This is a genomic window from Paramagnetospirillum sp. (genome assembly GCF_058402745.1).
Genome location: NZ_JBZVFI010000003.1, coordinates 391,802 through 403,910, shown reverse-complemented (window position 1 = coordinate 403,910; position 12,109 = coordinate 391,802). Strand labels below are relative to the sequence as shown.

The 12,109-nt window shown below is 67.7% G+C and carries 12 protein-coding genes; 9 read left to right on the top strand and 3 right to left on the bottom strand.

Annotated elements, in window-relative coordinates; translation table 11 throughout:
- Positions 1-5 precede the first annotated feature (5 nt).
- From ACV4UZ_RS02905 to ACV4UZ_RS02895, 3 genes are read right to left on the bottom strand one after another with little or no spacing between them, the layout of a single operon-like run.
- Positions 6-803: a metallophosphoesterase family protein gene (locus tag ACV4UZ_RS02905; RefSeq protein WP_491599433.1), complete on the bottom strand. Its 798-nt coding sequence runs from the start codon at positions 801-803 to the stop codon at positions 6-8.
- Positions 800-1,705 carry a lipid kinase MamU gene (mamU, locus tag ACV4UZ_RS02900; RefSeq protein WP_491599432.1) on the bottom strand — a complete coding sequence of 302 codons (906 nt, stop codon included), beginning with the start codon at positions 1,703-1,705 and terminating at the stop codon, positions 800-802. Before mamU ends, ACV4UZ_RS02905 begins: the two co-directional genes overlap by 4 nt.
- A gap of 46 nt (positions 1,706-1,751) precedes the next feature.
- Positions 1,752-2,987 (bottom strand): GGDEF domain-containing protein, encoded by a 1,236-nt coding sequence (locus ACV4UZ_RS02895; protein WP_491599431.1) that lies wholly within the window; start codon positions 2,985-2,987, stop codon positions 1,752-1,754.
- Positions 2,988-3,171: 184 nt separating this feature from the next.
- On the opposite strand from ACV4UZ_RS02895, the gene ACV4UZ_RS02890 reads away from it, so the two are divergent.
- The 9 genes from ACV4UZ_RS02890 (at position 3,172) to ACV4UZ_RS02850 (ending at position 12,103) form a co-directional block, all read left to right on the top strand.
- Positions 3,172-4,806 (top strand): acyl-CoA synthetase, encoded by a 1,635-nt coding sequence (locus ACV4UZ_RS02890; protein ID WP_491599430.1) that lies wholly within the window; start codon positions 3,172-3,174, stop codon positions 4,804-4,806.
- Between the two features lie 136 nt (positions 4,807-4,942).
- The gene (locus tag ACV4UZ_RS02885; RefSeq protein WP_491599429.1) at positions 4,943-6,115 is read left to right on the top strand and encodes an HD-GYP domain-containing protein; all 1,173 of its coding nucleotides are present in this window, start codon (positions 4,943-4,945) and stop codon (positions 6,113-6,115) included.
- Positions 6,115-6,957, top strand: coding sequence for a penicillin-insensitive murein endopeptidase (gene mepA / locus ACV4UZ_RS02880; protein ID WP_491599428.1), 843 nt, complete (start codon positions 6,115-6,117; stop codon positions 6,955-6,957). Before ACV4UZ_RS02885 ends, mepA begins: the two co-directional genes overlap by 1 nt.
- Positions 6,958-7,274: 317 nt before the next feature.
- Positions 7,275-8,072, top strand: a complete 798-nt coding sequence (rpsB, locus tag ACV4UZ_RS02875) for a 30S ribosomal protein S2 (protein WP_491599427.1) — start codon at positions 7,275-7,277, stop codon at positions 8,070-8,072.
- A 91-nt stretch (positions 8,073-8,163) separates the two neighbouring features.
- Complete coding sequence (gene tsf, locus ACV4UZ_RS02870; protein WP_491599426.1) at positions 8,164-9,090, top strand: translation elongation factor Ts; 927 nt, start codon at positions 8,164-8,166, stop codon at positions 9,088-9,090.
- Positions 9,091-9,239: 149 nt separating this feature from the next.
- Entirely contained in the window at positions 9,240-9,962 is a 723-nt protein-coding gene (gene pyrH / locus ACV4UZ_RS02865) for a UMP kinase (RefSeq protein ID WP_068437874.1), read from the top strand.
- Positions 9,963-9,984: 22 nt separating this feature from the next.
- Positions 9,985-10,557, top strand: coding sequence for a ribosome recycling factor (gene frr, locus ACV4UZ_RS02860; protein ID WP_491599425.1), 573 nt, complete (start codon positions 9,985-9,987; stop codon positions 10,555-10,557).
- 17 nt (positions 10,558-10,574) lie between these two features.
- Entirely contained in the window at positions 10,575-11,306 is a 732-nt protein-coding gene (locus ACV4UZ_RS02855) for an isoprenyl transferase (protein WP_491599424.1), read from the top strand.
- 8 nt (positions 11,307-11,314) lie between these two features.
- Entirely contained in the window at positions 11,315-12,103 is a 789-nt protein-coding gene (locus ACV4UZ_RS02850; protein ID WP_491599423.1) for a phosphatidate cytidylyltransferase, read from the top strand.
- The last annotated feature ends 6 nt before the right edge of the window (positions 12,104-12,109 follow it).

Below are 12,109 nucleotides of genomic sequence, written 5' to 3'. Positions count from 1 at the left end.
GCGCATCAAGCCGGAAAGACGTGATGGGGACGGGGAATCGTGCGCCAGGTGGCGGCGCGCTTCTCGAACCAGTGATGGCGGATGGTGTGGAAGACCTCGCCGGTCCAGCCGCGGATCGCCACTTCCATGTGGTCGGAATCGAAGCGCAGCAGGCAATAGCCGTTGGAATCCTCGCGCAGCCGGGTGGAGCAGGCGGTGGTGGCCTGGACCAGCACCAGCGAGCGGCCGTGCATTCCGTTGATCAGCTCGACGCGGGCATGGTGGACATGCCCCGTGAGCACCGCGTCGACGCCGTGCTCCACCAGCGTTTCAAAGGGATGGCCGCCCGACGCGGTGGACGGAGGGTGATGGAGGAACACCAGCCGCGCGGCATCGGGCGGGGCGTCGTCCAGGGTGGCTTCCAGGTGATCCAGGTGCGCTCCCTTCAGCGCCCCCGACTTCCAGCGCAGGGACCGGGTGCTGTCCAGCCCGACCGCCACCAGGGCCTCGTCCTGCCAGACCGGCAGGGAATCGTGACCGGGCAGGTGCTTGTGGAACTTGGCGCGCGGCCGGAAGATGCGCTTCCACGGTCGGTAGAGCGGCTCCAGGTCGTGGTTGCCGGGCACCACCAGGGCGGGGGCGGGGCAATGGGAGAGGAAGGCCCGTGCCTCGGCGAACTGGCGCGAGCGGGCCCGCTGGGTGAGATCGCCCGAGACGATGACCAGATCGGGCCGCTGGTGCTGGAGGTCGTGGAGCAGCGCCGTCACCACCTTGGAATCGGCGCGGCCGAAATGCAGGTCGGAGAGATGGGCGACGGTCCTCACGCCGGCTCCCCCCGCTCCGGCATCAGCACCCGGAGCGCCCTGGGCCGGGCGCGGAACACCAGCGGCGCGTTCATCACCGTTACCTCGCCGTCCAGCGAGACCATCATGCGGCGCTTGCGGCTGGTGACGCGCACCTCCTCGGTGGTGAAGGTCTTGAGGCGCGGGCTGGCCCGCCAGTGGCCGATCACCGCCTCGACGAACAGCCACAGCAGCGACAGGCGGCCGGAACAGGAAGCCACGTGAATCACCAGCTTGCCGGTGTCCAGCGCTTCGCGCGACAGGGGCAGCGGTTCCTCGCGCCAGGGATTGTTGGTGATGAACAGCATGGGGGTGGAGACGGTGAGGTTGCCGTCGGGCAGGGCCAACGTCACGTCGATCAGCGGAAAGCGGCGAAAAGCCTTCAGTGCCGCCAGCAGCATGGCGCGGCCCTTGGCCATGCCGCCGCGCTGCATGTGGTCGCGCCGCCGAACCACCCAGGGATGCATGCCCATGGACGCCCAGATGGCGAAGGGCAGGCCGTTGACCTCGGCCAGGTCGATGTCGCGGGCCGTGGCGCCGGCCAGGATGGCGGCCGCCTCAACCGGATCGAGCGGCAGCCCCAGGTCGCGGGCGAACAGGTTGAGCGTGCCCAGCGGCAGGATGCCCAGCGGCTTCTCGCGTCCCAGACCGGCCAGGATGGCGGTGAGGATGGTGCCGTCGCCGCCGCCCACCACCACCGCCTCCACGTCGCGGCGTTCCGCCATGGCCGACAGGGTGCGGGCCAGTTCGCGCCGCCCGACGATCTCGACGCGGACCACGTGCCCGGCCCCGGCCAGTTCGGCCGCGATGGCCGCCACCGTGGAATCGAGGGGCAGGCGCCGGAAGGTTCCGGCGGAACGGTTGATGACGAGGGCCAGTCTCATGCCTTGACAGCACTCCGAGCGGACGCCGCTGTCAAGGTGCAAGACCTCAGAAGATGGGCTTGTCGCCGAAGACCAGGGTCTGGCCCTCTGGCAGCACGGCGCGGTCACGCCCGCCGCGCTTGGCCTCGTACATGCGCTGGTCGGCCAGTTCGATCAGCTTCGGCCAGTCGGCGGCGCCGTCGGCCACGCGCTCGGCCACGCCGATGGAGGCGGTCATGGGGCTGCCGTCGGGGCGGGGGCCGAAGCCGCTGGCGCGCAGGCGTTCCATCAGGATCTTGGCGCCCTCGGCATTGGTGTCGGTCAGGATGGCGACGAATTCCTCGCCGCCCCAGCGCACCAGCACGTCGCCGCGCCGCAAGCCCTGGCGCAGGTTCTCGGCCAGGGTCTTCAGGGCCTTGTCGCCTTCCTCGTGGCCGTAGGTGTCGTTGATGGACTTGAACTTGTCGAGATCGAAGAAGGCGATGGCCAGCGGGGTGTTGCGCATGGCCGACAGGCGGAACTGCAGGTCCAGCGCCTCGCCGCCCGAGCGCCTGGTGTAGGCGCCGGTCAGGGTATCGACCATGGCGCGGTTGACCAGGGCGGTGATGTAGTGAAGCTGGCTCATGCCCGAGAACATGGCCACGCCCATCACCAGCACCATCAGCCAGAACATGGGGCCGTGGACGTCCACCGACAGGGTCTGGCCGCCCATCAGCAGGCCGAGCACCGCGAAGACGAAGGCCGGGGCCGAGAACAGCAGCACCTCGAAGGCGGTCAGCGGAAAGATCGCCAGGCCGGCCAGCACGATGTTGGGCATCAGGGCGTAGAGCTTGGTGACCAGCAGGGCCACGCCGGTGACGGCCAGATCCTCGGTCACCTTGATGGAGACCAGATAGAACACGGGCGGCACCAGCAGCATGGCCATCAGCATGGAATCGGCCTGCAGCCGCGTCTTGGTGATGTCCCACGGCCAGGCCAGCAGCAGGAAGATCAGGCCGGAGCCCAGGCGCAGCGCCGTCATCATCGCCCATTGCGGCCAGGGGAAGACGAACCAGTCGATGATCGACCACAGCGGCACCATCACCGCGAAGATGGCGGCCACCAGCTGGATGCGCGAGATGATCACCGAGGCGGCGTGGCGGCGGATGTGGGGGGAATGGCGCAGCGGCACCAGCAGGTCGAAGAACTGCCCCCAGGTGATCTTGATGGGAGCGAACAGGTGGGCGGCGAAGGAGCGCCAGCCCTTGGGGCCGTCACCGTTGGCGTCGATCAGGTCGCTTTGCATCTGTCCGGAACCGTCCACCGCCCATCTCCCCAAACTCGTGAGTTCCCGTCCTCACACCGGGGCGGAGGGTATTGGAAAAACCCCACGTTGACAATGGTCAAGCATGGCAAATCCCGGTTGAAAAGCATTCATTCCAGCCCCATGCTCCTGGGACAACGACGCGCCGCAAAGGCCTGAACCGGACGACAATCGGGAGACGCAGATGTCCGCAGCCAATCCCTACAACACCCATCTCGACAAGACTCCGGCCAATTACGTGCCGCTGACGCCGCTGGGCTTTCTCGAGCGCGCCGCCTTCGTCTATCCCGACCGGATCTCGGTGATACACGGCGATCTGCGCTTCACCTGGAGGCAGACCTACGAGCGCTGCCGCCGGCTGGGCTCGGCCCTGGCGGCGCGGGGCATCGGGGTGGGCGACACCGTGGCGGTGATGGCGGCCAACACGCCCGCCGCCTATGAGGCGGCGTTCGGCGTGCCCATGACCGGCGGGGTGATCTGCGCGCTGAACATCCGCCTGGATGCCGAGGCCATCGCCTTCATGCTGAGCCACGGCGAGGCCAAGGTGCTGCTCACCGACCGGGAATTCTCGCCGACCATCAAGAAGGCGCTGTCGCTGATGGACAGGAAGCCCATCGTCATCGACATCGACGACGCGGCGGTCACCAGCGGCGAGCCGCTGGGCGAGATGGAGTACGAGGCGTTCATCGCCGGCGGCGATCCCGACTATGCCTGGGTCTGGCCGTCCGACGAGTGGGACGCCATCGCCCTCAACTACACCTCGGGCACCACCGGCAATCCCAAGGGCGTCGTCTACCATCACCGTGGCGCCTACATCAACGCCCTGGGCAACGTCGTCAACTGGGGGATGACGGGTCATCCGGTCTATCTGTGGACGCTGCCCATGTTCCACTGCAACGGCTGGTGCTTCCCCTGGACCCTGGCGGCCCTGGCCGGCACCAACGTCTGCCTGCGCCGGGTGGACGGCGGCCACATGTTCGCCGCCATCGAGAAGCACAAGGTCACCCACATGTGCGGCGCCCCCATCGTCATGGGCATGCTGATCAACGCCCCGGAAAAGGACCGCCGGCCGCTGCCCCATCCGGTGGAGTTCATGACCGCCGCCGCCCCGCCGCCGGCGGCGGTGATCGGCCGGCTGGAATCCCAGGGCTTCAAGATCACCCACGTCTACGGCCTGACCGAGGTCTACGGACCGGCCACGGTCTGCGCCTGGAAGGAGGAGTGGGACGAGCTGCCGCTGGACGAGCGGGCCAAGATGAAGTCGCGCCAGGGCGTGCGCTACGTCAACGAGGAGGCGATGATGGTCGCCGATCCGGTGACCCTGGTGCCGGTGCCCAAGGACGGCGCCACCATGGGCGAGGTGTTCTACCGTGGCAACGTGGTGATGAAGGGCTATCTCAAGAATCCCTCGGCGACCCAGGAGGCGTTCTCGGGCGGCTGGTTCCACACCGGCGATCTGGGCGTCTGGCACGCCGACGGCTACATCGAGCTGAAGGATCGCTCCAAGGACATCATCATCTCGGGTGGCGAGAACATCTCGACCATCGAGGTCGAGGGAGTCCTCTACCAGCACCCGGCGGTGGGCGAGGCGGCCGTGGTGGCCCGTCCCGACGAGAAATGGGGCGAGACGCCCTGCGCCTTCATCGGCCTGAAGGACGGCGCCACCGCCACCTCGGACGAGATCATCGCCTTCTGCCGCGAACGCCTGGCTCACTACAAGTGCCCCCGCACCGTGGTCTTCACCACCCTGCCCAAGACCTCCACCGGCAAGGTGCAGAAATACGTCCTGCGGGAGATGGCCAAGAAGCTCGGGGGCTGATCCCTCGGCGTGCGGTCAGCCCCGGAAAGGGCGGGCCGCACGCTCCGGTACGTAAGTTGCTTTCCCGATCGTCTTTCGGTTTATGTCTCCCGTTGATTTGACTGGTCGGACCAGTCGCGGGTATAGTTCGTTCGTGATGAACATCAAGATCCGCGACGATCAGGCAAGTCCCGCGAAGTCGAGCGTCCTGGCAGTGATGCCTTCGACGGCATCCCATCGCGGCCTTGCCGAGCGGCTGATCTGTCTTCACGACGAGATCAAGGGGGATGATTCCCTTTGCGGCCTGAGCCGCATCGCCATCGCCCTTTATGACGAGTCTTCGGACATCCTCAAGACCTTCATCCATTCCAGCGACGGCGAGAGCCCGCTGGACCATTCCACCGCCAGGCTGTCGGAAATGCCGGGGCTGAAGCGTCTGGTCACCATGGGCGGGCGGCGAACCCTCAACGACCTGGCCAAGGTGGCCGCCGCCGGCCAGGAACACGCCGCCCGGCTGGTGGCCGCCGGCTACCTGTCCAGCTATACGGTGCCCATCCAGTCCAAGGGCGTGTTCTACGGCTTCCTGTTCCTGAATTCGTTCCAGGCGGGCTTCTTCACGCCGCCGGTGCTGCACCGCCTGCGGCCCTATGCCGAGCTGATCGCCCAGATCATCATGCGCGAGCTGGACACCGTGCGGATGATGCAGGCCGCGGTGAAGGTGATCCGCCAGGTCTCCACCGTGAGGGACGAGGAAACCGGCGCCCATCTGGCCCGCATGGCCCGCTACACCCGGGCCATCGCCCTGAAGTTGGCGCCACGTATCGGGCTGACCGACGAGTATGTGGAATATCTGTTCCAGTTTGCGCCGCTGCACGACCTCGGCAAGATCTCGGTGCCCGACCACATTCTGCTCAAGCCAGGGCGGCTGACTCCCGAGGAATTCAACATCATGAAGGGCCACGTGGCCCGGGGCGTGGAAATCGTCGACCTGATGGTCGGCGACATGGGCCTGCAGTCGCTGCCCCATTTCCACATGCTGCGCAACGTCATCGCCTATCATCACGAGGCCATGGACGGCAGCGGCTATCCCTATGGCCTGGCGGGCGAGGCCATTCCGCTGGAGGCGCGCATCGCCGCCGTGGCCGACGTGTTCGACGCGCTCACCTCGGCCAGGCCCTACAAGGAGCCGTGGACCAACGAAGCCGCCTTCGATCTGCTGCGAAGCCAGGCCGGGGCCAAGTTCGACCCCGATTGCGTCGCCGCCCTTGTGGACAGTGTCGCCACCATCGGCGATATTCAGGCCCGGTTCGACGAGACGGTATTCGACTGATGCATGTTCTGGCCCGCCTGCTGACGCTGTCCGCCCTGTTTCTGGGGACCGGGGCGGCGGTGGCCGAATCCGCCCGTGGCGACTGGTCCAAGGTGGGCGACCCGGCGACGGGACCGGCCTCGGTGATCGGCTCGCCCGCCGCCGGATGCCTCAAGGGCGCCGTGGCGCTGGCCGAGGACGAGCATGCGTTCCAGGTGCTGCGCCCGCAGCGCAACCGCAATTGGGGTCACCCCGCAACCATCCGCTTCGTCGAGGACCTGGCCCGGGCGGCCAAGGGGGAGGGGATCGCCGGCCCGCTGCTGATCGGCGACCTGGCCCAACCCCGGGGCGGCCCCATGCCGGCCGGCCACGGCAGCCACCAGAACGGCCTGGACGTGGACGTCTGGTTCCGCCTGCCCGCCAGGCCGCTCAGTCGTACCGAGATCGAGGCGCCAAAGCCGGTCTCCATGGTCTACGGCAGCGAGATCGACCCCGATCACTGGACCCCGGCCCAGGCCCGGCTGCTGGAACTGGCGGCCCGGGTGCCCCAGGTGGACCGCATCTTCGTCAATCCCGCCATCAAGCAGGCCATGTGCCGCGCCACGCCAGCCGGCGGCGACCGGGAGTGGCTGCGCAAGCTGCGCCCCTGGTGGGGGCATGACGAGCACTTCCACGTGCGCCTCGCCTGTCCCGACGACAGCCCCGGCTGCGAGCGCCAGAAGCCCATGCCCGAGGGGGACGGCTGCGGCGAGGAACTGGCCTCCTGGTCGGCCAAGCCCACCTGGCCGGCACCGTCGCCCAAGCCCCATCACCAGTCCCGTCCGCTGCCCGAGGCCTGCGCCGGCTTGTTCCGCAAAGGGTAAGGCCAAACTGCGATGAGCATGACTCATCGCAGTTTGGATAGGCCCAAAGGGCCGCGCCGCTTATGCGGCGGGAGCCAAGCCGCCACGGGCGGCGCCCGGCGATTGAGGGCGATGCACTGATCGATGCCGATCAGTGCATCTTGATAATAAGGCATTACTTCTCTTGCAAATGGGCGGCGAAGGGCGTAGAACCCCGCCACCAATCCGCACGCGGGATCGCGGCGGCGGCATGTCTGTGCCGCCCGTTCGCTCCGGTGCCGGGAGTTTTCCCGGCCACACCCGCGGAGGTTCAACCGGAGAAGCAAAGGACTTATCCAATGGCTCTGCCCACGTTCACCATGCGTCAGCTCGTCGAAGCCGGCGTCCATTTCGGTCACAACACCCGTCGCTGGAACCCGAAGATGGCTTCGTACCTCTTCGGCGTGCGCAACGGCATCCACATCATCGACCTGCAGCAGTCCGTGCCCATGCTGCACCGCGCCATGCAGGCGGTGCGCGACGTGACCGCCGGTGGCGGCCGCGTCCTGTTCGTCGGCACCAAGCACCAGGCGTCCGAAGTGGTGGCCGAGGCGGCCAAGCGTTGCGGCCAGTACTTCGTGAACCATCGCTGGCTCGGCGGCATGCTGACCAACTGGAAGACCATCTCCAACTCGATCCGCCGCCTGCGCGAGCTGGACGAGCAGCTGGCGTCCGGCGCCCTGGCCGGCCTGACCAAGAAGGAACAGCTGGTCCTGTCGCGCGAGAAGGAGAAGCTGGACCGCGCGCTGGGCGGCATCAAGGACATGGGCGGCCTGCCCGACATCCTGTTCATCATCGACACCAACAAGGAGGCCCTGGCCGTCCAGGAAGCCAACAAGCTGGGCATCCCGGTGGTGGCGATCATCGATTCCAACTGCGATCCGGCCGGCATCACCTATCCGATCCCCGGCAATGACGACGCCATCCGCGCCATCCAGACCTATTGCGACCTGATGTCGGGCGCCGTGCTGGACGGCATCCAGGCGGAGATCACCCGCGGCGGCGGCGACATCGGCGCCTCGGCCGAGGCTCCGGTCGAGCAGATCCCCGAAGTGGTCGCCGAGGCGGCCGCCGAGGAAACCGCCGCCCAGGCCTGAGCCGGCGGACAGGAATAAGGATGGCGGCGGTTCAAGACCGCCGCCATTCGCTTGAGAACCAAACATCACATTCGTCGAGAGGGGAATACCCATGGCCGAGATTACCGCTTCGCTGGTCAAGGAACTGCGCGAGAAGACCGGCGCCGGCATGATGGACTGCAAGAAGGCGCTGGGCGAGACCGCCGGCGACGTCGAAGCCGCCATCGACTGGCTGCGCAAGAAGGGCCTGGCCGCCGCCGCCAAGAAGGCCGGCCGCGTCGCCGCCGAGGGCCTGGTCGGCATCGCCGCCGCCGGCACCAAGGGCGTGGCCGTCGAGGTCAATGCCGAGACCGACTTCGTCGCCCGCAACGACCAGTTCCAGGGCTTCGTGTCGGCCGTCGCCGCCGTGGCGCTGGACAAGGGCGCCGACGTCGACGCCATCAAGGCCGCCGCCTGCCCCGGCACCGACAAGAATGTCGCCGACCAGCTGACCCACCTGATCGCCACCATCGGCGAGAACATGTCGCTGCGCCGCGCCATTCGCCTGGAAGTGTCGGCCGGCGTGGTCGCCTCCTACGTCCACACCTCCATCGCGCCCGGCCTGGGCAAGATCGGCTGCCTGGTGGCTCTCGAGTCCACCGGCAACGCCGACCGTCTGGCCGAGGTGGGCAAGCAGATCGCCATGCACGTGGCGGCCGCCAACCCGCAGTTCCTGGACCCCTCCGTGGTCGACACCTCGGCGCTGGACCGCGAGAAGGCCGTGCTGACCGAGCAGGCCCAGGCCTCGGGCAAGCCCGCCGCCGTCATCGAGAAGATGGTGGAAGGCCGCATCCGCAAGTACTACGAGGAAGTCTGCCTGTCCGAGCAGGTCTTCGTCATCGACCAGGAGAACAAGATCTCCAAGGTGCTCGAGAACCTGTCCAAGGAGCTGGGCGCCCCGGTCAAGCTGGCCGGCTTCGCCCGTTTCGCCCTGGGCGAGGGCATCGAGAAGGAAGAGAAGGACTTCGCCGCCGAGGTGGCCGCCCAGCTGGGCGGCTGATCGGACGGAGGCGTCAAGGCCGCCCGCTCCCCAAGGGGCGGGCGGCCTTTTTTCTCCCCACAAGGGGGGGAGACAGGCGGGCGGAATGGTGTATGATCGCCGCCGCCCGCGCCTAGCGGATCGGCAAGATTTTCCAGCCCGAGGATTCCATGGCCAGCGACGCCAAATTCCGCCGCGTTCTCCTCAAGATTTCGGGCGAAGGCCTGATGGGAACGCGGGAGTACGGACTCGATCCCGAGACCGTCGATCGCATCGCCCGCGAGGTGAAGTCCGTGCGTGATCTCGGCGTCGAGGTCTGCGTGGTGATCGGCGGCGGCAACATCTTCCGTGGCGTCTCCGGGGCCTCCACCGGCATGGAACGGGCGGCGGCCGACAACATGGGCATGCTGGCCACCGTCATCAACGCGCTGTCGGTGCAGAACGCCCTGGAGAAGGTGGGGGTCGAGACCCGCGTGCAGTCGGCCATCGTCATGCCGACCGTGTGCGAGGCCTTCATCCGCCGCCGGGCCATCCGTCACCTGGAAAAGGGCAGGGTGGTGATTTTCGCCGCCGGCACCGGCAATCCGTTCTTCACCACCGACACGGCGGCCGCGCTGCGCGCCGTGGAAATGGGCTGCGACGCGCTGCTGAAGGCCACCCAGGTGGACGGCGTCTATTCCGCCGATCCCAAGAAGGTCAAGGACGCCACCCGCTACGACCGTCTGACCTTCAACGAGGTCCTGGCCCGCGACCTCGCGGTCATGGACACCTCGGCCATCGCGCTGTGCCGCGAGAACAAGGTTCCCATCGTGGTGTTCGACCTGCACCGGCCAGGCGCCTTCGCCGAAACGGTCTCGGGACGCGGTCTGTTCACCATCATTGCCAACGACTGAAAGCCTTGAAAGGGAGTTGATCGTGTCCGCTCCGACCAACTGGAACGACCTCAAGAAGGATGTCACCCGGCGCATGGACAGTGCCGTCGAGGTGTTGAAGAAGGAATTCTCCGGCCTGCGTTCGGGCCGCGCCTCCACCAACCTGCTGGACCCGGTGGTGGTCGAGGCCTATGGCCAGACCATGCCGCTGTCCCAGTGCGGCACCGTCGGCGTGCCCGAGCCGCGCATGCTGACCGTGCAGGTGTGGGACAAGGGCCAGGTCAAGGCGGTGGAGAAGGCGATCCGCGACGCCGGGCTCGGCCTCAATCCCCAGGCTGACGGCCAGTTGATCCGCGTGCCGATTCCGCCGCTGAACGAGGAACGCCGCAAGGAGCTGCAGAAGGTGGCCGGCAAGTACGCCGAGCAGGCCCGCGTCTCGGTGCGCAACGTGCGCCGCGACGGCATGGACTCGCTGAAGAAGATGGAGAAGGACGGCCACATCTCTGAGGACGAGATCAAGAAGCACGAGAAGGAAATCCAGACCATCACCGACAACACGGTGAAGTCCATCGACGAGCATCTGGCTCACAAGGAAAAGGAAATCATGCAGGTTTGAGGAGGCGAGGAGCCGGTATGGAGCCCATGCTTTCCCCAGCCGACCAGCCGCCGCCACCGGTCCACGTCGCCATCATCATGGATGGCAACGGGCGCTGGGCGAAGGCGCGTGGGCTGCCGCGCACCGCCGGCCACAAGCGCGGCGCCGAGGCCGTGCGCCGCACGGTCGAGGCGGCCCGCGAGATGGGTGTCTCCTACCTGACGCTGTACGCCTTTTCCTCCGAGAACTGGAAGCGGCCGGCGGGCGAGGTCACCGACCTCATGGGCCTGCTGCGTCTTTATCTGCGCAACGAGGTCAACAACCTCCACAAGAACGGCATCCGCCTCAAGGTGATCGGCGACCGCAACCGGCTGGGCGCCGACATCGTCCGCCTGATCGAGGAATCCGAGGCCAAGACCGCCGGCAACACCGCGCTGACCCTGCTGCTGGCCCTGTCCTACGGCGGGCGGCAGGAAATCGTCGAGGCGGCGCGTTCCCTGGCCCGCGAGGTGGCCCAGGGACGGATTTCCCCCGAATCCGTGGACGAGGAAGCCATCAACGCCCGCCTGTCCACCGCCGGGGTGCCCGATCCCGACCTGATCATCCGCACCAGCGGCGAACAGCGCATCAGCAATTTCCTGTTGTGGCAGGGGGCCTATGCCGAGCTGGTGTTCATGGACACCCTGTGGCCCGATTTCGGGCGCTCCGACCTGGAAGCCGCCATCCGCGACTTTCACGGCCGCGACCGCCGCTTCGGAACGGCCAGGTAACGCCCTCCGTGCTCAAGACCCGCGCCCTGTCCGCCCTGGTGATGGCTCCTCCCGCCTTGCTGGCCGCCTGGGCCGGAGGCTATGCCTTCGCCGCGCTGATCGCGCTCGCCGCCGCCCTGATGTGCTGGGAATGGCACCGCATGCTCAATGGGGGGTACCCGCTGTCGGGGCGGGTGGCCTCGGCCGGCTGCGCCCTGGCCTCTCTGCTGGCGGTGGCGCGGCCCGATATCGGGCTGGCCATGGTGGCTCTGGCCACCCTGGCCTCGGCGGGGCTGGCGGGAAGCGACCGCTCGGGCCGAAGCTGGGCGGCGTTCGGCGCCGTCTATGCCGGCCTGCCCTCGGTGGCCCTGGTCTGGCTGCGCGACGATCCGGCCGCCGGCAACGCGGTGATCTGGTGGCTGCTGCTGGTGGTGTGGTCCACCGATATCGGCGCCTATGCCTTCGGCCGGCTGATCGGCGGGCCCAAGCTGCTGCCCGCCGTCAGCCCGAAGAAGACCTGGGCCGGGTTGATCGGCGGCATGATCTCGGCCGGAATCGCCGCGCTGCTGGTGGCGGTGGTGGTGGACGCCCGGGTCGGAATTGCGGCGTTCGCCGCCGGCGCGGTGGTCGCGGTGGTCGCCCAGGCGGGCGATCTCTTCGAGTCGTGGATCAAGCGCCGTTGCAACGTCAAGGATTCAAGCAATATCATCCCAGGTCACGGCGGCGTGCTCGATCGCGTCGATGGCCTGCTGACCGCCGCCTTGGCCGTGGCGGCACTCACTCTGGCGACCGGCGGGACGGTCCTGGACTGGCAATGAAGGAAA

Bases quoted from the DNA above. Each gene is read 5' to 3' on its own strand.
- mepA (WP_491599428.1), top strand. From the start codon at position 6,115: ATGCATGTTCTGGCCCGCCTGCTGACGCTGTCCGCCCTGTTTCTGGGG.
- pyrH (WP_068437874.1), top strand. From the start codon at position 9,240: ATGGCCAGCGACGCCAAATTCCGCCGCGTTCTCCTCAAGATTTCGGGC.
- mamU (WP_491599432.1), bottom strand. From the start codon at position 1,705: ATGAGACTGGCCCTCGTCATCAACCGTTCCGCCGGAACCTTCCGGCGC.
- rpsB (WP_491599427.1), top strand. From the start codon at position 7,275: ATGGCTCTGCCCACGTTCACCATGCGTCAGCTCGTCGAAGCCGGCGTC.
- tsf (WP_491599426.1), top strand. From the start codon at position 8,164: ATGGCCGAGATTACCGCTTCGCTGGTCAAGGAACTGCGCGAGAAGACC.
- ACV4UZ_RS02890 (WP_491599430.1), top strand. From the start codon at position 3,172: ATGTCCGCAGCCAATCCCTACAACACCCATCTCGACAAGACTCCGGCC.
- ACV4UZ_RS02855 (WP_491599424.1), top strand. From the start codon at position 10,575: ATGGAGCCCATGCTTTCCCCAGCCGACCAGCCGCCGCCACCGGTCCAC.
- ACV4UZ_RS02885 (WP_491599429.1), top strand. From the start codon at position 4,943: ATGAACATCAAGATCCGCGACGATCAGGCAAGTCCCGCGAAGTCGAGC.